The sequence below is a fragment of the Hungatella sp. genome (assembly GCF_046966825.1).
This window is the reverse complement of the sequence record NZ_JBKVCZ010000112.1, coordinates 1-21,087: the sequence shown is the minus strand read 5'-3', so window position 1 is coordinate 21,087 and position 21,087 is coordinate 1. Positions and strand designations below refer to the sequence as shown.

The window sequence follows — 21,087 nt, the reverse complement described above, 5'->3', positions numbered from 1 at the left end:
CCAGAATATCTATTTCCTGTTTCGTATTGTAGACTGCCAGCGATATCCGGCAGATGTTTTCTTTTCCGAGGCGTTTCATCAGAGGATAGGCACAGTGAGAACCGCTGCGGATGCAGATACCTGCGTTTGCCAGTAATACTCCTACATCATAGGCGCCCAAATAATCTGTTTCAAAGGAAAGAACAGGGGAATCGGCAGTGTTTCCAATAATATGTACCCCGTGAATTTTGTCCATACACTCTCTGAGATAGGAGGAAAGTTCTTTTTCATGCTTTCTCAGAAGCTCGAAATCAAGCTCACTGAGATAGTTAAAGGCAGCTTCCAAGCCGAGCACTCCGCCTAAATTCTGAGTTCCCGCCTCATATTTTCCAGAATCAGACCGACAGGAAATTTCCCCTTGCTCCATTTCTTTTACCATGCCGCCGCCATATTGGTAGGGGACCATTTTATTCAGCCATTCCCGCTTCCCATAAAGAACGCCTATCCCCATTGGTCCATATACCTTGTGTCCCGAGAAACAGAGAAAATCGCAGTCAGACTCAGTTACAAAAAGCGGATTATGTGCTATTTCCTGGGCCGCATCTACCAGAACCAGTATCTGCCGCCGGTGGGCTTCTTTAATCAGCTGCTTAATGTCAGGACGAAATCCAGTCACATTGGACATGGCCGTTATGGCGATAAGTTTCGTCCGCTGATCGATGAGAGAAAGTACCGCGTCAGGATCAAGACTGCCATCCGGGGTGGCCCTTGCAGTCCGGAGCTCAGCATGGTTTTGCAGGCAGTGATAGTTCCAGGGATAGTAATTAGAAGAGTGCTCCAGTTCTGTAACAATTACATTGTCTCCCGGCTGTATCCAGGTATGGAATGCACAAGAGGCAACCAGATTAATGGATTCTGTACACCCTTTGGTAAACACGATTTCATCTGAAAATTCCGCATGCAGCCACTTCTGAACAGTCTCTCTGGCGTGGCAGATCATGTCAGATGCATGATTGCTCAATGGATAATTGCCGCGATGAATATTGGAATTCTCATAGGAATAGTATTGAACCAGTCTGTTTATGACCGCTTCGGGTTTCTGCGTTGTAGCGCCGCTGTCGAAATAGATAAAGGGCTTCTCCAGCTTTGAGAATATAGGAAAATGCTGCCGGATCATACTAGCATCCATGTGTGTCATCTCCTTTCAAATGAGGAAGCAGGGCTTCCACCAGTTCTTCTATAGTCCAGATTGCGGCTGCTTCATCGTCGTCCAGCGTAATGCCAAGCTCCTTTTCAATAAAAAGAAAGAGCAAAACTTTTTTGTGTGCGATCAGGCTGGTACGGTGACAATCCTGTTTTTGCAGAATTTGCCCAACAGCTTCCTTCGGCAGATTCTGCATCCTTATATCCTGGAGTCTGATACTTTGAATGATCAATTTTTTTAAGTCAGTGTCAGTATTGTCTGTAGTCATCAATTTCAGGTAAACGACCTGACGCAGGGAAGGGAGCAGGTCCTCTACAGTCAGCTTGTCTTTAGTCCTGTCTTTTATTTTGTGAAGTATTAACGCAGCCTTGTCAGTATTTTTAATGAGTTCATCAACAATCATCTCCATTCACTCCCCTTCGATTTCCTTTACACGAATTATAAACAATTCGGAAATGTATTTTTTTGCAGCTTGTATTGTTTTTTTGCATTTTTACCGTTGCATAAGGAAACACGGAATGAGGTCTTCCACGAATCGGCTGTTCATGGTAAAATAAACAGATAAGTGGCATGGAGGTACGAAATGGATAAAGCATATGCGAGATATACGGAAAAACTGCCAGGAGAATTTTCCATAAAGCATAAGATTACGGAGAAGTTGGAGGTGAGAAATTTTCACCTGCATAAACAACTGGAGATAGTATTTGCCCAGACTGGTAATTTGAAATGCAGGTTCGAGTCCGGAGTGATAGATGTCCCGGAAAATGGGATTATTTTGTTTAATCAGATGGATCTCCATTATAATTTTCTGCAGGAGGATTCGGGGACCTGTGACCGTTACGTCATTTACTTTTCGCCGGGCTATATCTCTGATTTCTCTACACCGGAGCTTAATCTGTTGGAATGTTTCCTGCCCAGATCGGACAACAGGCCTGTAGTGTTGACAGTGCCGAAGGAACACTGGCAGGGATTTACGCATCTGTTAAATAAGATGATTGCGTATCATGACGCAAAAGAGGAGGAAGGCCTCACACCCGGCAGTAAAAAGATGCACATGAAATTTCTATTGGGGGAATGTCTTCTGCTTATCAATGATCTGTCTCTCGAGCAGTATGGCGCCCGTGATTCTATTACTTATCAGAACCATGCCCAGATTGTTTATGATATCTATGAATACGTCGGAAGTCATTATAACGAAGAATTAAGTATGGATGATGTATGCAAATTATTTCTGATTGGCAAGACACAGTTATACAATATTTTTAAAGAGATATCGGGAATGACAGTCAGCGAATATATTACGGAATATCGGATAACAAAGGCAAAAGACTTTTTGATTAACAGCGACTGTTCTATTGAGATGATTAGTCAGGCTGTTGGATATCAGAATGTCAGTTCATTTTCCAGAGCGTTCAAAAGCAGAGCTGGATACAGCCCGATACAGTATCGAAAGAAACAGACGATTTAGCCAGTGAAGAAGAGGAAATGAAGAGAAGCTGTAAAAGCATCTTTTCCTTTCTTCTTATTTTTTGTGAAGATCGTAAAATCAATAATTATTGTAAAACGAATAAAATGCAAAAAAAAGGCACAATCTGCAAAAAAAAGTATCGTTTTTTTGTTTACAATACCAATAAATTGATGGTATAAAGAGAAAAAATGTAGCAAATGACGATGAACTGCAAGGGAGGTGATTACACATATTTTAGAATCAAACATTTTGTAAAAGGAGAAGGATAAAGAGATGAAAAGTTTTGAACGCAAAATATTTCCCTATTTAATGCTGGCGCCTACACTGCTGGTATTCGGTGTGTTTTTATTTTATCCGGCGCTGAATGGAGTATGGATTTCACTGACGAAGTGGGATGGGGTAAATCCACAGAAATTTATCGGTTTTCAGAACTACTTAAAGCTGGCGGCAGATAAGAATTTTTGGGAATCATTTGCTAACACGCTTCTGTTTACCGCATTTTCCGTTCCATTGATTTATGCGGCGGCGCTGGGACTTGCCGTGCTGTTGACAGGGGAGATAAAAGGAAGCAACTTTTTTCGGGCAGTCTTTTATTGGCCAACCATGATTTCCAGTATTGTAGTAGGTTTGACATGGCGTTTTTTATTGGGGGAAGATTTTGGCGTGGTGAATTATCTTCTGACATTGATGGAAAAGTCTCCGGTTAAATGGCTGACCGATGCGAGAAATGCGATGATGGTTATTATTCTCGTGACTGTATGGAGCATGGCGGGATATTATATGGTGATGTTTGTGTCTGGTATAAAGGGAATATCTCAGACCTATTATGAAGCGGCACGGATCGATGGCGGCGGAGCCTGGCAGCAGTTCTGGTATATTACGCTTCCCTTGCTGAAACCGACCAGTTTACTGGTCATTGTCCTGTCCACAATTAATGTTATTAAAACCTATCCTCTCGTCTTTGCTTTGACACAGGGAGGACCCGCGGGTGCAACCAAATTTATGGTACAGACCATACAGGAAACCGGATTCGAAAAGAGCCAGATGGGGTATGCCAGTGCGATGACGATGGTTCTGTTCCTTGTATTATCGATGTTTACTTCCGTACAGTTTAAGGTGAACAGAGGAGGTGAGCAGGATGTGGAATAAAAAGATCAGATCAGCGTGTCAGACATTACTTAAATGGATTCTGCTGGCGGTTCTGGTGTTCATATTTCTGATGCCGATCATCTGGGTGATCTGTTCTTCCTTTAAGAGCCCCGGAGAACTGTTTCAGTGGCCGCCAACCTTATTTGGAAACCATCCTTCTCTGGATAACTATATTCTCGCTATGCAGAAAGGGGATTTCGGACGTTATTTCATCAACACGGCGTTTGTCAGTATCACGACTACGTTTCTGACAGTCTGTTTTAATGTGATGGCGGGATATACTTTTGCAAAATACAGATTTAAGGGAGCCGGAATTCTGTTTGGAATTGTGCTGGCGACACTAATGGTTCCTTTGGAAGTAATTATGATACCGATTTTTAAAGTTATTGTGGCGACCAATCTGTATAACAGCTTATGGGGACTCATTATTCCGGCAGCTTCGTCTCCAACAGCAGTGTTTCTGGTCCGGCAGTATTATGTGGGAATCCCGGATGCCTATATGGAGGCTGCACGCATCGATGGAGCATCAGAATTTAACATTTTTATGAGGATCATGCTTCCTCTGGCAAAACCGGTGGTCTCTGTGCTGTGTATCTTTTCCTTTATGTGGCGGTGGAACGATTATCTTTGGCCCAAACTGGTGATTAACAGTAAGGCAAGATACACCATACAGCTTGCTCTGGCCAATTACTCGGGAGAGTATTCCGTGGACTGGAACAGTCTTCTGGCGATGTCGGTGATTTCCATGATCCCGGTAATCATAGTATTTCTGACGCTTCAAAAATACATCATTGGCGGGCTGACTGCCGGCGGTGTAAAAGGATAAATGGATTCTGGAGGATAAGAAATGAATTATTTAGAATATCCGCTGTTTGCAGAAGGGTACATAAACCGTTTCCTGATAACCGGCGTATATACGAAGAGGCAGCAGTTTGAAAAGGCAGTATTGCAGGGACGGGTAAACGAGTGGCTGAAAAAAGGTTTTGCGATCCATGAAAATCCGTGCCGAAACGAATTTGTATCTGAGAGGAGAAAATCATTGCCGGAATACCTTGACCTGCATGACTGTAAAAATGGGGATCAGGTCACTGTGTTTAATCAGAGGCAGCCGCTGAGCGTATATTTTCCATTTGGTAATACAGGAGTCGATGCATCCGGTTTTTATTATGAACCCACATATCTGCGGATGTACGGTTATGTGGAATTGTATTCGGAATCAGCGGATGAAATGGTGTTTGAGCTGGAGACATGCGGCGGGATTACTTTATGGGTCAACGAAGGTTTTGTGACGGATTTTACTCCTTTTACCCGAAACCTTGTAAAGCGCACACAGATTACCGTATCGCTTAAAAAGGGGAATAACCGGCTGCTGGTCTGTCTGGATGATTTGGCGGAGCGGGATACCGATTTTTATTTTCGGATTAAATGTATTGGAAACCATGGATTAAAGATGAGAATTCCGGCAGACAGTGCAGTACGGGAGACGGTCCTGGACCAGATAGAGGAATGCCTGAATCAGATATATTTTGACCGCGAAGTGTATATAAGCGAAAACGTGATTTTGAATATCAGAAATCCATTCGCTGAACCATTTCATCTGGAGGTGATTATAACACCAGGAGAATTTATAGAAAAAATGCAGGACTCCTGGAAGCTGATCCTTACGAAAGAATACGAGATGATGCCGGATCAGAATACCCTGAATCTGCTTGAACCAGATGAAATTTCACCCGGCTATTATTACTTTACGGTGAAGGTGGATTATCAGGGAATTATTATAGCAAGAAAAATTGGAAACCAGCTGGTTTTAAGGGAATTTCTTAAACACCACGAAGAGAGTCTGCAGGAGCGTAAGGCTTGTGCCACAGAGGCCATATTAAAATATGCGCCGGAGAACACTTATAAAGCGGCAGTTCTCTTGCTGACAGGCCGGGATCAGGAGCGGGCAGAGTCGATCATTTTGGAAGAACTGGAAGGAGTGCGCAAGAGAAAGGACTGCTCCGACTTTCACTTTATCGTTATGATATTTATCTATCACCGGTTCTATTCCTGCATTTCTGTCCGTTTAAAACAGGAGCTGGAGAATGCCATGGTTGGCTATCGCTACTGGATCGACGAGCCGGGAGACGATGTCATGTGGTTTTTCAGCGAGAATCACGCGCTGCTGTTTCATTGCTGCCAATACCTGGCGGGCAGTTATCTTCCGGACCGGCTGTTTCTTAACAGTGGAAAATATGGAAAAGAGGTAAAAGTACGGGGGGAGGAGCTCCTGAATGAATGGTTTGAAGCGTTTTTCAGGGAGTTTATTACGGAATGGAATTCCAATGCCTATATTCCTGTTGATGTACTTGGAATCGGTACGCTGTATAATCTGACCGTACCGGGAAGCGGACTGCATGAGAAGGCAAAACGTGCACTGGATATGATTTTTTATTCCCTGTGTATGAACACGCACAAAGGAGCAGTCATGACCAGCTTCGGGCGGACCTATGAGAAGGAAATGAAGGGAAACTATAATGCGGGAACAACCTCCCTGTTGTATATCGCTTATAATACCGGCTATTTAAACAGAGCCTGTATTGGCTGTCTGCCTCTGATTCTGGGGGATTATGAGGCGCCGGCCGAATATCGGAAGTATGCCTGTTTAGAAGAAAATCAGTATTTGATTTACCAGAATACGCAGGGGTTCGAGCAGCATGTAAACCTTTATCTGTATAAGAATGCAGATGTGCTGCTTTCAACGGCTATAGGCTTTAAACCATTTCAAAGGGGATATCAGGAGCATATTGTCCAAGCCGCGATTGATGAGACGGCTCAGGCCTTTATCAATCATCCCGGAGAGTCCTTCCCGTACGGCAGCGGCAGACCCAATTTCTGGGCTGGAAATGGATATCTGCCTTTGGCAGTACAGATTCATAACACCAGTATTATCCGGTATCATATTCCAGAAGAAGAGCGGATCGATTATACTCACCTTTACGCGCCGATATCTGAGTTTTCCGGTTATTACGGAGAAGATGGAATCCTGATTCTGGAAAAGGATGGGGCTTATATTGCGGTCAGGGCACTTAACGGTTTGAAGATGGAGGAAGCGGGGCCAAACCGCTTCCGGGAGTTTATCAGTTATGGACGGGATAATGTCTGGATTGTACGAGTCGGAAGTATAAAAGAACATGGGGGAATGAGGCGGCTGACACAGGTGATGAAGCAGTTTCAGATCGAGATGGAAGATGATCGAACCAGAGTGGTAGATGAAACGGGGGAGGTGTACTGTCTCGACAGAGAACAGCATCTTTTTATTCATGGTCATAAGGCATATGAGTATCCATTCACTGTAAAAGGAAACGTTGTTTTAGGAGGAAGCTCAAATGGTTAGTAAAAGCGTGCTGGAGGAAAAACTGAATCTTGTTACAGAGCGTATGCTGTCGTTAAAAAGTAATGGAATGAAGGAAAAATATCCGATCAGCCTAATCGATATCCAGTGTTGGGAATGGCCGCAGGGGGTCGGACTTTTCGGACTCTATAAATATTATCGCATGTCGGAAAGGCAGGATATCCTGGACTTCCTGATCAACTGGTATGACAGGCATTTAAAAGCTGGAATTCCGGAGCGAAATGTCAATACGACTTCTCCCATGCTGACGCTGACCTATCTTTATGAAAGGACACATAACGAGTTATACTTAGAGTTTATCAAAGACTGGGCTGACTGGATCATGAAAGATAAAAAGCTCATTCGTACGGGAGATGGCTGTTTCCAGCATATGATTACCGGTGATCCGAATGACAATGAGATATTGATAGACACGCTGTTTATGACCGTCCTTTTTCTGGCCAGGGCAGGCAGAATCCTCAACAGAAGCGATTATATGGAAGAAGCCGGCTATCAGATCTTAAGTCATATAAAATATCTGCTGAACAAACAGGAAGGACTGTTCTGCCACGGCTTTAATTTTGCACGAAATGATAATTATGGTGGGATTCTTTGGGGAAGAGGAAACTGCTGGTACACAATTGTCGTCATGGAACTGATTCAGGAAAGTGAAATTGATGGTGCGTTAAAACGATTTTTACTGAATGTATATGAAAATCAGGTAAAAGCGTTAAAGCGATATGCTGATAAAGAGACTGGATTATGGCATACAGTGATCAATGATGAGAGCTCATATATCGAACTTTCAGCCAGTTCAGCGTTTTTAAATGGGATTATGATGGGAGTGCGCCTGGGCATTTTGAATAGAACAGAATTCCAGGGACTGATCGAAAAGGCGATGGATGGTCTCCTTACCTATATCGCAGAAGACGGGACTGTATTGGGGGTATCTTACGGAACGCCAATTGGAATGACGTCCGATTTCTATAAGGAGATACCATGTTGTCCGATGACTTACGGGCAGGCGCTTATGATCCTGGCGCTTCAGGAGGCAATGGAGCCTTTTTGGCAGTGATATAAGATCGGCTGATATTTCCGGGATTTTCGGATGAACAGCATAAAATGAAAGGAGAGGGAAGTTATGAGGAAATTTGTATCTATGTTATTAACGGGGGCTTTGGTATTGGGGGCATTGACTGGCTGCGCGGGTAAGGAAAAAGCGGCGGAGAATGAGGTGAAGACTCTTGATGTGGTGTGGTTCAGCGATGCCAGGGAAGGGGAGTCGTTTATGAAGCTTGCCAATCAGTATATGGAAGCACATCCTGATATTAAGATTGAACTGATTGAAGTGCCTTACAGTGATCTCGATAATAAGCTTAAGAATATGTTAAACGGAAAAGAGGCTCCGGCATTAGCAAGAATGACAAATCTTGGGCCATTTCAGAATCAGCTGCTGGATCTGGGGGAATACGTATCAGATAAAGATGCATTTGTAAACAGCTTTGGCGAAGGCCTTCGTTTTGTGTATGATGGAAAAGTGATCGCGGCACCGATGGATGTGGGGGCAAATGGACTAATCTATAACAAGACTGCGTTTGAGAAGGCAGGTGTATCCGTTCCTCAGTCAGAGGATGAAATATGGACGTGGGATGAGTGGAAAGATGCAATGAAAACGGTCATGGAAAAAGGAGACTGTAAATACGGTCTTGTATATGACTATACACCCCAGCGTTTTACCACCCTTCTTTATCAGGCGGGAGGCAGCCTGCTCAATGAAGATCTGACGGCCTCGAATTTTAACACAGATGCCAGCAGGAGAGCGGTTTCTTTCTTTAAAGAGTTGCATGAAGAAGGAATTATCCCCACATCTGTATGGCTTGGTTCAGAAAATCCCAACAATTTATTCCGGTCCGGGCAGGTTGCAATGCATATTGGAGGAACGTGGCTGATCTCCAATTACAAAGATGAAATTACGGACTTTGAGTGGGGAGTGACCTATCTTCCAAAAGAAGTTACCCGCTCAACGGTTCCTGGCGGTAAATGGCTGGCTGCTTTCCAGAATACGGGAGTGGAAAAAGAGGCGGCGGAGTTTATTGAATGGATTTCCAAGGCGGAAAATAATGCGCAGTACTGTGTGGAAAACAGCTTCCTGTCACAGGTTAAAGGGAATGAGAGTCTGGACTATGAATATGGAAAAGAATTTTTCAATATATTCTCTCAGGAATTGGCAGCTACTGGTTCACAGCCAGGTGCTGAGTGGGGATATCAGGCATTTACGGGGGCTGTTCAAACTGAATTAAAAGAAGGAATCGTGGATGTTCTGGCTGATAAGGTTACGGTGGACGAATTCGTAGAAAATATGGATAGCAGGATAAATGAAGCGTTAAAAGAGCTGGAGTAATCAGAAAGAAGTGACGTAAGTGATACCCTGGCAGTAAAGCACAAAAAAGAGGTGCTTTGCTGCCAGGGTATTTTTGTTTCTGCAGATGTAGGAAAAGCATTATAAACAGACATAACAAAAAAAGATTACCAATTTGTGGGAAAATGTAGTAGAATATGAGAAAAGCAGTCAGAAAAGGAGAATTAAAATGGCATTCTATTATGAGGAACCGTCCAGAACATTCAGCGAGTACCTTCTGGTTCCGGGCTATTCATCGACAAAGTGTGTTCCATCGGAAGTAAGTTTGAAGACCCCTCTTGTCAGATACAAAAAAGGAGAGGAACCGGCGCTGCATATTAATATTCCCATGGTTTCCGCAATCATGCAGTCGGTGTCGGACGACAGATTGGCTATCGCTCTCGCGCAGGAAGGCGGCCTGTCTTTTATTTATGGATCTCAGACCATTGCCGAGCAGGCAGCGATGGTGAACCGGGTGAAACGGTATCGTGCCGGTTTTGTAGTAAGTGATTCCAATGTATCTCCTGAGATGACGCTGGAGGACGTGCTATCCCTGACTGAACGGACCGGCCATTCGACGATCGCCGTAACGGAAGACGGCGGACCAAACGGCAGGCTTCTGGGAATCGTAACCAATAAGGATTACCGTGTGAGCCGTATGACCCCTGACACGAAGGTAAAGGAATTTATGACACAGATCGGTGACCTCGTCTATGCGGATGAAGACACCACTTTAAAGGAAGCCAACGACACTATCTGGGAACACAAGATCAATTGTCTCCCCCTGGTTAATAAAGAAGGACAGCTTGTCTATCTCGTGTTCCGCAAGGATTACGACAGCCATAAGAAAAATGAAAATGAGCTGATTGACAGTTCCAAGCGCTACATGGTGGGAGCGGGTATCAATACGAGAGACTATGAGGAACGTGTTCCAGCACTTTTGGAAGCAGGCGCCGATGTGCTCTGCATCGACAGCTCGGAGGGCTTTTCCGAGTGGCAGAAGATCACCATCGACTATATCCGGAAGAATTACGGACAGAGTGTGAAGGTGGGCGCAGGCAATGTGGTGGATGCGGAAGGATTCCGTTTCCTGGCGGAGGCCGGAGCTGATTTCATCAAAGTGGGTATCGGCGGAGGCGCGATCTGCATTACACGTGAACAGAAGGGAATCGGAAGAGGCCAGGCAACTTCTCTGATCGAGGTGGCAAGAGCTAGAGACGCCTATTACGAAGAGACCGGTATCTATGTTCCGATCTGCTCTGACGGCGGAATTGTCCACGATTACCACGTAACCCTGGCGCTGGCCATGGGCGCGGACTTCGTGATGCTGGGCAGATACTTCGCCAGATTTGACGAGAGCCCGACAAAGAGAGTCAATGTCAACGGAAGCTACATGAAAGAGTACTGGGGCGAAGGAAGCGCGAGAGCGAGAAACTGGCAGCGGTATGATATGGGCGGAGAGAAGAAGCTTTCCTTCGAGGAAGGTGTGGACTCCTTCGTACCGTACGCGGGAAGCTTAAAGGATAACGTGGGTCTCACCCTGAGCAAGGTGCGCTCGACCATGTGCAACTGCGGCGCGCTTACCATTCCGGAGCTGCAGAGCAGAGCAAAAATTACGCTGGTTTCATCGACCAGTATTGTCGAGGGCGGGGCACATGATGTCATGCTGAGAGATTCGAAATAAAGGGGAGCGGATTGCATGGAATATTTCAAAGCATCCGAAGAACACGCAGAGCAGATTTATAATCTGGTACAGAACACCATTACCGCGGTCTATCCCCGATACTATCCGGAGGCGGTGGTGGATTTCTTTTGCAGCCTTCACAACAGAACCAATATCAGCCGGGATATAGAAGACGGCTGTGTGCGTGTGCTGTGGAACGACGGCCGGATAGTGGGAACCGGAAGCTGCAAAGGCAGCCATATCACCAGGGTCTTCGTTGCCCCGGAATTTCAGGGACAGGGGTATGGCAGGCATATCATGGAGAACCTGGAACGTGAAATTGCACGGAAATATCCCTCCATATGTCTGGATGCGTCCCTTTCCGCGGCTCACTTTTACGAAAGCATGGGATACAAGACCGTGAGACATGGGAAAACAGAGGTTGAGGACAACGCCATACTGGTCTATGAAATGATGGAAAAGCAAATGACTAAGAACTTATAAGAGAAAATATAAAAGAGCGGTTTACTGCGCGGCGGATAATACAATGTCCGCCGCGCTATACTGTTAATATGGAAGGCGTTTAACCTAACAGATCATTCAGACAAATAATGTTACACCCCTTGCTTTCATAATAAAGCAGCATCTCATCAATCTTTCTTTTGTCATAACTGGTAATGCAGTCTGACAGCACACTTACGCCATAGTCTGCCTTGCGCAGGTTGTAGCAGGTCGATTTGACACAGGCAGCAGCATCTGCTCCTGCAATGTAGAAATCACATAGTTCATTCTTTTTGATATAATCTGTAAATTCAGCAGAGCTTAACGCATTCCCCTTGCATTTTGTAAAAATATTGTCTGATACCATTTTCAAGTCCGAAGCTAATTCAGATCCATAGGTATCCGGTTTAAATGTCCTCGTGCCTGCGGATAAATTTTCATGTCTGATATAAATAACATGAATTTGATGATTGGCCGCCCAATCGATCGCCTGATTGATATTGTCAATCACGTCCTTGTAATTCTTTGTTATATCATTTTGAATATCGATTATGACCAGGGCTTTCTTCTGCATGGTGTCTCCTCCTGACAGGTAGTATATTTTGTTTGCTTTTTTATTATAGCCTGTAATCGTTGACAGCAGTATGGCAACAATCTATAATGGAAAAAAGAAATTTTGGAAGGCGGATGATCTGATGAAAGTGGACAGACTTGTAAGCATTATTATGATACTCCTTGATAAAAAGCGTATAGGCGCGCAGGAGTTAGCCGATCTGTTTGAAGTTTCACCCCGCACGATCTACCGCGACATAGATGCGATCAACATGGCGGGGATTCCTGTTTGTTCGATACCGGGAGTGGGCGGCGGCTTTGAAATCATGCAGGAATACAAGATGGATAAAAAGGTATTTTCTGCTGACGATCTTTCCGCTCTCTTAATGGGGCTGTCCAGTCTTTCCAACATCGTGCGGGGAGACGAACTGGTACACGCTCTTGCGAAAGTCAGGAGCTTTATTCCGGCTGACAGAGCGAAGGAGATCGAATTAAAGGTAAATCAGATATGTATCGATTTAAGTCCGTGGACAGGCAACAGCAGGATACAGCCATATTTAGAAATTATCAAATCAGCTTTGCAGGAAAACAGGCTGCTTTCGTTTGAATATATAGCCCACCATGGAAATAAAACCGCACGAACAGTCGAGCCGTATCAGCTTTTATTGAAAAGCAGCCATTGGTATTTACAGGGGTATTGCCAAAAAAGACATGATTTCCGTCTGTTCAGACTGTCCCGTATGGCAGACCTGCAAATGCAGGAGAAGGCTTTTGTACCGCGGGATTATCAAAAACCGGTTTTAGACTTTGCAGAAATGCTGGAAACGATGCAGACAAAAATCAAAATCCGTATTCATCAATCGGTGATGGACCGGGTGCTTGATTATTGCTCTTATGAAGATTTCTCGCCGGACGGTGATGATCATTACCTTGTCAGTTTTCCTTTCATAGAAAACGAGTACCACTACGATATTCTTCTCAGCTTTGGGGATAAATGCGAATGCCTGGAGCCGCTGCATATCCGCACGGAAATGAAGCGAAGAATACATGATATAGCTTCCCTGTACGAAAACTGATATTACATTTTACCACAATTTTTATTGTCTGCTAAAATTTTACTTGACTATAGGGTTACCTTATAGTTTATGCTAGGGGGACGCGAGTAAATCGTTAAGATATTTTCATCAGGAGGAAACGGGCTTTATATGAAATTAATTATTCACTACTTAAAAAACTACAAGAAAATGTTTTTGCTCAATGTAGTATCCGTACTGGGCTTTGCGCTTGTGGAGCTGGGTATTCCGACAATCGTGGCACAGATGATCGATAACGGAGTAAACCGCGGGGATCCGGCCTACATATGGAAGATGGGGGTTCTGATAGCCGCTATTTCTTTCGCCGGAGTTGCAGGCACGATTTTGCTGGGGTACTGCTGTGCCTATCTTTCGACCTCTGTCACCAGAGATATCCGAAATGATATTTTCAAGAAAACTCAGGAATTCTCACACAGTGAGTTCCACGAATTCGGCATCGCATCCTTGATTACCAGGACGGGCAATGATGCGTTTCAGATTCAGATGTTTATGAATATTCTGCTTAGAACTGCGCTCATGACGCCGGTGATGATGATCGGAAGCATCTTCCTGGTTTTACGGGCTTCTTTAAGCCTGTCCGTCGTTATTCTGGCGACGATTCCGCTGATTGTAGGCGGAGTGATTCTGGTGGCAAGGATTTCGGAGCCGATCAGTGAGAGCCAGCAGTCCTCCCTGGAAGACATCAACCGGATTTCCAAGGAGAACTTAAGTGGTATCCGGGTAATCCGTGCATTTACCAACGATGAGTTTGAGAAGAAGCGCTTCGACGGCGCCAATTCAAGCTATATGGGGAACTCGAAGAAACTGTTTAAGCTGATGTCTGTGACTCAGCCGGTCTTCTTCCTTCTTATGAACTTAGCCGGTATGGTAATCTACTGGATTGCCAGCATTATGCTCAGCGAGGGAACTCTGCAGATCGGTGAGCTGGTGGCGTTTATGGACTACCTGTTCCATGTGATGTTCTCCATCATGCTGTTCTGCCTGGTTTTTATGATGTACCCGAAGGCAGCGGTCAGCGCCGGACGTATCCAGAAAATATTTGACGCAGAGCCGTCGATTAAAAATCCTGAAACCAATGTGCAGTTGTTAGACCACATCGATGATATCGTTTTTGACCATGTGGATTTCGTTTATCCGGATGGAGAGGAAGCGGTGCTTAAGGATGTGTCATTTTCGGTGAAGAGGGGAGAGACGATCGCCTTTATCGGAAGTACCGGGTCAGGAAAGAGTACGCTGATTAACTTAATTCCCAGGGCTTACGATGTCAGTGCGGGCCGTGTTCTGATGAACGGGAAGGATATCCGGACGTATGATTTGGAGAGCCTGCGGCGCGCCATCGGTTTTATTCCCCAGAAAGCCATGCTGTTTTCCGGAACCATTGCGGATAATCTGCGTTTCGGTAAAAAGGATGCCACGATGGAGGAACTGGTCCAGGCGGCAAAGACCGCGCAGGCGTACGATTTTATCATGGAAAAAGGCGGGTTTGACGAGCAGATACGGAGAGCGCAACCAATGTTTCCGGAGGCCAGCGCCAGCGTCTGTCCATCGCAAGGGCGCTGATTCGAAGGCCGGATGTCTATGTATTTGACGACTCCTTTTCTGCCCTGGATTTTAAGACGGATGCGAAGCTTCGCCGGATGCTTAAGAAGGAGACGGGCAACGCCATCGTCATGGTGGTGGCTCAGCGTATTTCCAGCATCATGGAGGCCGACCAGATCATCGTATTGAACGAGGGCAGTATCGTGGGGACAGGAACCCATAAGGAGCTGCTGGAGAACTGCCGCATTTACCGTGAGATTGCATTATCCCAGTTAAGTGAGGAGGAATTATCCCATGCGTAAAAAAATCAAAGAAATCGGAAGGATGCTGGGAAAACTGAAGCCCTTTCTGGCGCCTTATGCTTTTCAGTTATTTGTATCTGTTTTTATGATTGTATAAGCTGCGCGATTACAGCCGCCCGCGGATTGAAGGAATGATTACCAGCAGGCTGGCCGCGGACCTGGCAGATATGGCCTCCGGCGCAGAGGGCGCCCGCATTCATTTTGAAGTGATTCGCAATATATTGCTGGTGCTTCTGGCTATTTATCTTACGAAGACGGTTTCCCAGATCGTAGGCTCGTTCTGCCTGACTAACTCGATTCAGAACGCCATGCACGATTTGCGGAACGAGGTTCAGAACAAGATCCGCCGCCTGCCTGTCCGGTATTTTGACACCAACAGTTTCGGCGACGTACTGAGCCGTGTCACCAACGACGTGGAGGCGGTATCCAATGCGCTCCAGCAGAGCTTTTCCCAGGTGATCAGCGGAATCCTTACCCTGATTCTGGCTCTGTGGATGATGTTTTCCATCAACAAACTGATGGCCTGCATCGCTTTTTTGATCATCCCGGTGGGAGCCCTTATAACCCGCGGTATTGTGCGGATCAGCCAGAGCCAGTTTAAGGCTCAGCAGGACTCCCTCGGTGATATGAACGGAGCGATTACGGAGCTGTATACCGGTTACAATGAAATACTGCTGTTCGGACAGCAGGAGCAGTCCAGAGAACAGTTCGAGGCGGTTAATGACAGCCTGCAGAAACACGCTTTTAAGGCACAGTTTCTCTCTTCGCTCATGAGCCCTCTCATTTCCCTGACGACGTATTTAAGCATCGGCGTTATTGCGGTGATCGGCTGCTTTGCCATCCTGGCCGGCACGCTGTCGGTGGGCAACCTGCAGGCATTTATCCGTTACATTTGGCAGGTCAACGACCCGCTGACCCAGGTATCCCAGCTGTCTGCCCAGATTCAGGCGGCATTTGCAGGCATGAAACGTATTTTTGAGATTCTCGATGAACCGGAGGAGACAGAAAAGTCTCCGGCGGGACTCCTTCCGGGACCGGCAAAGGGCGAGGTTACCTTTGAGCATGTCAGCTTTTCCTATGGGGACACACCAGTAATCCGGGACTTTAACGTCACGGTTAAGAGCGGTCAGATGGTTGCCATCGTAGGGCCAACCGGAGCGGGAAAGACCACGCTTATCAATCTGCTGCTTCGCTTCTATGATGTAAACGGCGGACGGATTCTCGTTGACGGTGTGGATATCCGCGATATGAACCGGGAGGACTTACGGTCTATGTTCGGCATGGTGCTGCAGGATACCTGGCTGTTCTCCGGAACGATTTTTGACAATATCCGATACGGCAATCTGTCGGCCAGAAAGGATGAGGTAATCGATGCGGCCAAGATGGCCAATGTCCATCACTTTATCCGTACTCTGCCCCAGGGCTATAACATGGTGATCAACGAGGAGGGAAGCAATATCTCCCAGGGAGAGAAGCAGCTCCTGACGATTGCCAGGGCTATATTAAAGAATCCGCAGATCATGATTCTCGATGAGGCTACCTCCTCGGTAGATACCCGTCTGGAAAAAATGCTGCAGAGTGCCATGAACAAGGTACTGAAGGACCGGACCAGTTTCGTCATCGCCCACCGTCTGTCCACCATTAAAAACGCAGATTTAATTCTCGTTCTCAGGGATGGGGATATTGCGGAAATGGGGAACCATGAGAGCCTGATGGCGCAGAACGGTTTCTACAGCCAGCTTTACAATTCCCAGTTTGCGTGGGGATCAGAGGAAGCGTAAAAACAGTGTTTTCGAAAAGCAGCGTCAAAATTTAATTTTTGATGCTGCTTTTTTAATGTCCTCGCTGAATTGTTTGCAGCAGCTAGTCCATGATCTGGGAAAGGAACTCGCTGAGACAGAAGAAAATCCGTGGTTATGGTATGGGTGTAGAATAAACCTCTTGACATGGAGTCCACTCCAGCTTGTATAATGAAAATTAGATCCATTCCTGAGCGTTGGAGGAAGCTTACGTGCCTCACAGGATTGTGGGTCACGAACAGCGAAGGTAAAAGAACAACAGCAGAAAAAAGGAGAGTACGGCATATGATTTACAGAGATTTTCAGGATTTAAAACTGTCAGCCCTTGGAATGGGGGCCATGCGCCTTCCCGTCATGGCAGGAGACGACTCTGCCATTGACGAGGCGGCCACAGCGGAGATGGTCGCATACGCGATGGAAAGAGGCATTAATTACTTTGATACTGCCTGGGGATATCACGGCGGTCATTCCGAGGAGGTGATGGGCAGAGTGCTCAGCAGGTATCCAAGAGAGAGTTTTTATCTGGCGACGAAATTTCCGGGATACGACCTTTCCAACATGGATCAGGTGGAGGCGATTTTTGAAAAACAGCTTAAGAAGTGCGGGGTAGAGTACTTCGATTTCTATCTGTTTCACAATGTATGTGAGATGAATATCGACGCATATCTGGACGAAAAATATGGAATTTATCCGTATCTTATGAAACAGAAGAAGGCAGGGCGAATTCGCCACCTGGGCTTTTCGGCCCATGGCAGCTACGAGGTAATGAAGCGTTTTCTGGAGGCATACGGCAGCGAGATGGAGTTCTGCCAGATTCAGCTCAATTATCTGGACTGGTCTTTCCAGGGCGCAGAGGCCAAAGTGGAATTGCTGCACAGCTACGGCATTCCTGTCTGGGTCATGGAGCCGCTGCGGGGCGGCAGGCTGGCTGCTCTGCCGGAGGAGACGATGGAAAAACTGAGAACGTTCCGTCCGGAGGAGAAGGCACCAGCGTGGGCGTTCCGCTTTTTACAGTCTGTTCCGGGGGTTACGATGATCCTTTCCGGCATGTCCGATTTTCAGCAGCTTCAGGAAAATATCCACACCTTTGAAACGGATCAGCCGCTTCAGAAAGAGGAGATGGACACCGTGCTGGCGATTGCGGACGAGATGCTTGGGAAGACTGCCCTGCCATGTACGGCCTGCCATTACTGTGTGAGTCACTGTCCAAAACAGCTGGATATTCCGTCACTGCTGGATCTGTACAACGAGCATTGCTTTACCGGCGGCGGTTTCCTTGCACCGATGGCATTGATGGCGATCCCGAAGGATAAGCATCCCGACGCCTGTATCGGCTGCCGCAGCTGTGAGGCCGTATGTCCGCAGCAGATTAAGATTTCAGAGGCGATGGCGGATTTTGCTGCAAAACTGGAAGCGTAGAAAAAATGCTCTGGCCTAAAGGGGTTACGGCCAGAGCATTTTTATGCTATACTGGAAGCACAAAATTTATTACAGAAAGGAATGAGGTTGTTCTATTGAAAAATTCCCTGCTGAAATTGAGAGAGAAGCTGACGGAAGCGCTTAATTCCGTACTCCCGATCATCGGAATCGTTATGATTCTGTGCTTTACGATCGCTCCCATTTCCTCCAGTATTTTACTGTGCTTTCTGATGGGCGCGGCCATGATTGTCGTAGGCACCATGTTCTTTACGCTCGGGGCGGAGATCAGTATGACTCCCATGGGCGAAAGGCTGGGTACGGCCATTACGAGGAGTAAAAAACTGAGCATCATCGTTATACTGGGATTCGTACTGGGATTCATCATCACGATTTCGGAACCGGATCTTCAGGTGCTGGCGGAACAGGTGCCGTCCATACCGAACCGGACTTTGATCCTGTCGGTGGCGCTGGGCGTCGGTGTATTTCTCGTCATTGCACTTCTGCGTATGCTGTTTAGCATTGCGCTGCCTCACATGCTGATTGTATTTTACATTCTGGCATTTGTTCTTACACTGTTCGTTCCGCAGAGCTTTTTGGCAGTGGCCTTCGATTCCGGCGGTGTGACGACAGGCCCCATGACGGTTCCGTTTATCATGGCTTTTGGTATCGGTATTTCTGCCATACGTAATGACCGGCATGCGTCGGACGACAGCTTTGGCCTGGTGGCACTCTGCTCCATTGGCCCGATTCTCGCAGTACTTATCCTCGGAATGATTTACAGGCCCAATGAAAGCGCCTACATTCCACCCGTCCTTCCGGAGATCAGCAATTCCGTAGAATTATGGAAGCTGTTCCGCGTCGGACTTCCTACCTACATTAGAGAAATTGCCGTATCGCTTTTTCCCATAATCCTGTTTTTCGGTATTTTCCAGATCGCAGTTCTCAAACTTTCAAAGAGAAATTTAAGAAAAATCATTGTCGGCCTCGTCTATACGTACATCGGCCTCGTACTGTTTCTGACAGGCGCCAATGTGGGCTTTATGCCGGCCGGTAATTACCTTGGACAGGTGATCGCCTCCCTGGATTACAACTGGATTATTGTTTTGATCGGCATGCTGATCGGGTTCTTTATCGTCAAGGCGGAACCGGCTGTTTACGTGTTGAACAAACAGGTGGAAGAGATTACGGACGGCGCCATTCCGGCCAGAGCGATGAGTATCAGCCTTTCCGTTGGCGTGGCCGTATCCATCGGAATCGCCATGCTGCGGGTGTTGACGGGAATTTCCATCCTGTGGTTCATCATCCCGGGATATGCGATTGCGCTGGGACTTTCCTTCTTTGTGCCGAAGATCTTTACGGCCATCGCCTTTGACTCCGGCGGGGTGGCCTCCGGTCCGATGACCGCCACATTTCTTCTGCCGTTTGCGCAGGGAGCCTGTACCTCAGTGGGCGGAAATATTGTCACTGACGCCTTTGGCGTGGTCGCCATGGTTGCCATGACTCCGCTGATTACCATACAGATTCTGGGCATGATCTATCAGATGCAGCAGAGATCCACACCGAAAGACCAGACATTTTCAGAGCCGGCACTGGACTTCGACCAGCTTGACGATGATGCGATCATTGAACTTTAATGGCAGTAAAGCTGCAATAAAGCAGCACAGATAAGATTCCGAAAGAAAGGACTGCAGTATGAGCGAACTGTATTTAATGGTTACAATCACGGAAAGAACCGCGGTAAAAAAGTTTCATACTCTGTACGGCCATCACGGGGCGGATGTCGCCTTTATAACCGTGGGTAACGGGACCGCGGTCAGCGATACCCTGGACTATTTAGGGCTGGAGGAGACGGAGAAGGCTGTCATGCTGTCTGTGGTGACGGGCTCCGTATGGAAAGAAATAAAATCAGATCTACAGAAGCATTTAAAAATTGACGTTCCGGGCACGGGCATAGCCTTTATTATTCCGCTCAGCAGCATAGGAGGCAAGAAGCCCCTGCTGTTCCTGACGGAGAATCAGAATTTTGAAAAAGGGGAGGAAAGCTCATTGAAAGACACGAAATACGAACTCCTGATTGTGATTGCCAACCAGGGATATACCAACATGGTTATGGACGCCGCCCGGGAGGTGGAGGAAGTCGGAGGAACCGTGATCCACGCCAGAGGCACGGGCTTAGAGCGTGCGGAGAAGTATCTCGGCGTCTCCCTCGTGGCGGAAAAGGAGATGGTGTTCATCGTCGTAAAGAGCGGCATGAAGAACCTTGTCATGAAAAACATCATGGAAAAAGCCGGTCCGGCAAGCAAGGCACGGGCCGTAGCGTTCTCGCTCCCCGTGACGAGCACGGCGGGTATGCGCCTCATGGAAGAGGCAGAGGACGATAACGATTAGGCAGGAGAGCGAAAGACCATGGAGCCATACTATTACAGCCAGATGAATAAGACAGAGCAGAGCGCATATCACGCCATGAAAACCGGTCTGACGGCGCTCGCTCCGTCCTTTGCGGTTCCGCGGCTGGAAAATCGGGAACTGGCGGATATCTTTTTCAAGCTCCGCCTGGACTGCCCCGAACTGTTTTACGGTACCGGATTCCACTACCGTTTTTACCAGAATTCCGGCAGCGTGGAGATGATACCGGAATACTTATTTG

At 46.7% G+C, this 21,087-nt stretch carries 15 protein-coding genes and 3 pseudogenes; 15 read left to right on the top strand and 3 right to left on the bottom strand.

Going from position 1 to position 21,087, the window contains the following annotated elements; all coding sequences use genetic code 11:
* Both ACLTD4_RS25440 and ACLTD4_RS25435 read right to left on the bottom strand, forming a co-directional pair.
* Positions 1 to 1,168, bottom strand: a 1,168-nt coding sequence (locus ACLTD4_RS25440) for an aminotransferase class V-fold PLP-dependent enzyme (protein ID WP_412331656.1), incomplete at its 3' end; no start/stop codon positions are given.
* Positions 1,158 to 1,592, bottom strand: a complete 435-nt coding sequence (locus ACLTD4_RS25435) for a hypothetical protein (RefSeq protein ID WP_117634706.1) — start codon at positions 1,590 to 1,592, stop codon at positions 1,158 to 1,160. The genes ACLTD4_RS25440 and ACLTD4_RS25435, both read right to left, overlap by 11 nt.
* A 174-nt stretch (positions 1,593 to 1,766) precedes the next feature.
* Here ACLTD4_RS25435 and ACLTD4_RS25430 point away from each other — a divergent pair, with 174 nt between their 5' ends.
* The 8 genes from ACLTD4_RS25430 to ACLTD4_RS25395 all read left to right on the top strand — a co-directional run bounded on the left by ACLTD4_RS25430 (position 1,767) and on the right by ACLTD4_RS25395 (position 11,738).
* Positions 1,767 to 2,651 (top strand): AraC family transcriptional regulator, encoded by an 885-nt coding sequence (locus tag ACLTD4_RS25430; protein ID WP_117634708.1) that lies wholly within the window; start codon positions 1,767 to 1,769, stop codon positions 2,649 to 2,651.
* Between the two features lie 273 nt (positions 2,652 to 2,924).
* A complete protein-coding gene (locus ACLTD4_RS25425) occupies positions 2,925 to 3,800 on the top strand; it encodes a carbohydrate ABC transporter permease (RefSeq protein ID WP_117634710.1) in 876 nt (291 codons plus the stop codon).
* Positions 3,790 to 4,626 carry a carbohydrate ABC transporter permease gene (locus ACLTD4_RS25420; protein WP_117634712.1) on the top strand — a complete coding sequence of 279 codons (837 nt, stop codon included), beginning with the start codon at positions 3,790 to 3,792 and terminating at the stop codon, positions 4,624 to 4,626. The genes ACLTD4_RS25425 and ACLTD4_RS25420 overlap by 11 nt, the downstream gene beginning before the upstream one ends.
* A gap of 21 nt (positions 4,627 to 4,647) precedes the next feature.
* A complete protein-coding gene (locus ACLTD4_RS25415; protein ID WP_117634714.1) occupies positions 4,648 to 7,176 on the top strand; it encodes a hypothetical protein in 2,529 nt (842 codons plus the stop codon).
* A complete protein-coding gene (locus ACLTD4_RS25410) occupies positions 7,169 to 8,248 on the top strand; it encodes a glycoside hydrolase family 105 protein (protein ID WP_117623721.1) in 1,080 nt (359 codons plus the stop codon). Before ACLTD4_RS25415 ends, ACLTD4_RS25410 begins: the two co-directional genes overlap by 8 nt.
* A gap of 66 nt (positions 8,249 to 8,314) precedes the next feature.
* A complete protein-coding gene (locus tag ACLTD4_RS25405) occupies positions 8,315 to 9,574 on the top strand; it encodes an ABC transporter substrate-binding protein (RefSeq protein WP_117623720.1) in 1,260 nt (419 codons plus the stop codon).
* A 187-nt stretch (positions 9,575 to 9,761) separates the two neighbouring features.
* On the top strand, positions 9,762 to 11,255 hold the full coding sequence (locus ACLTD4_RS25400) for an IMP dehydrogenase (protein ID WP_117623719.1): 1,494 nt from the start codon (positions 9,762 to 9,764) through the stop codon (positions 11,253 to 11,255).
* A 15-nt stretch (positions 11,256 to 11,270) separates the two neighbouring features.
* Positions 11,271 to 11,738: a GNAT family N-acetyltransferase gene (locus ACLTD4_RS25395; RefSeq protein WP_117623718.1), complete on the top strand. Its 468-nt coding sequence runs from the start codon at positions 11,271 to 11,273 to the stop codon at positions 11,736 to 11,738.
* A 79-nt stretch (positions 11,739 to 11,817) separates the two neighbouring features.
* Here the strand turns inward: ACLTD4_RS25395 and ACLTD4_RS25390 are convergent, their stop codons facing one another.
* A complete protein-coding gene (locus tag ACLTD4_RS25390; protein ID WP_055658653.1) occupies positions 11,818 to 12,309 on the bottom strand; it encodes a cysteine hydrolase family protein in 492 nt (163 codons plus the stop codon).
* Between the two features lie 121 nt (positions 12,310 to 12,430).
* On the opposite strand from ACLTD4_RS25390, the gene ACLTD4_RS25385 reads away from it, so the two are divergent.
* The 7 genes and pseudogenes from ACLTD4_RS25385 to ACLTD4_RS25355 form a co-directional block, all read left to right on the top strand.
* The gene (locus ACLTD4_RS25385) at positions 12,431 to 13,363 is read left to right on the top strand and encodes a helix-turn-helix transcriptional regulator (protein ID WP_117623759.1); all 933 of its coding nucleotides are present in this window, start codon (positions 12,431 to 12,433) and stop codon (positions 13,361 to 13,363) included.
* A 129-nt stretch (positions 13,364 to 13,492) separates the two neighbouring features.
* Positions 13,493 to 15,222, top strand: a pseudogene (locus ACLTD4_RS25380) (ABC transporter ATP-binding protein).
* A pseudogene (locus ACLTD4_RS25375) lies at positions 15,215 to 17,003 on the top strand (ABC transporter ATP-binding protein). The pseudogenes ACLTD4_RS25380 and ACLTD4_RS25375 overlap by 8 nt, the downstream one beginning before the upstream one ends.
* 303 nt (positions 17,004 to 17,306) lie before the next feature.
* Entirely contained in the window at positions 17,307 to 18,440 is a 1,134-nt protein-coding gene (locus ACLTD4_RS25370; RefSeq protein ID WP_117623716.1) for an aldo/keto reductase, read from the top strand.
* 95 nt (positions 18,441 to 18,535) lie between these two features.
* Entirely contained in the window at positions 18,536 to 20,074 is a 1,539-nt protein-coding gene (locus ACLTD4_RS25365; RefSeq protein ID WP_055658776.1) for a DUF1538 domain-containing protein, read from the top strand.
* A gap of 58 nt (positions 20,075 to 20,132) precedes the next feature.
* Positions 20,133 to 20,828 carry a hypothetical protein gene (locus ACLTD4_RS25360; protein WP_055658661.1) on the top strand — a complete coding sequence of 232 codons (696 nt, stop codon included), beginning with the start codon at positions 20,133 to 20,135 and terminating at the stop codon, positions 20,826 to 20,828.
* A gap of 18 nt (positions 20,829 to 20,846) precedes the next feature.
* Positions 20,847 to 21,087 (top strand): annotated as a pseudogene (locus ACLTD4_RS25355) (peptidase); the annotation flags it as partial.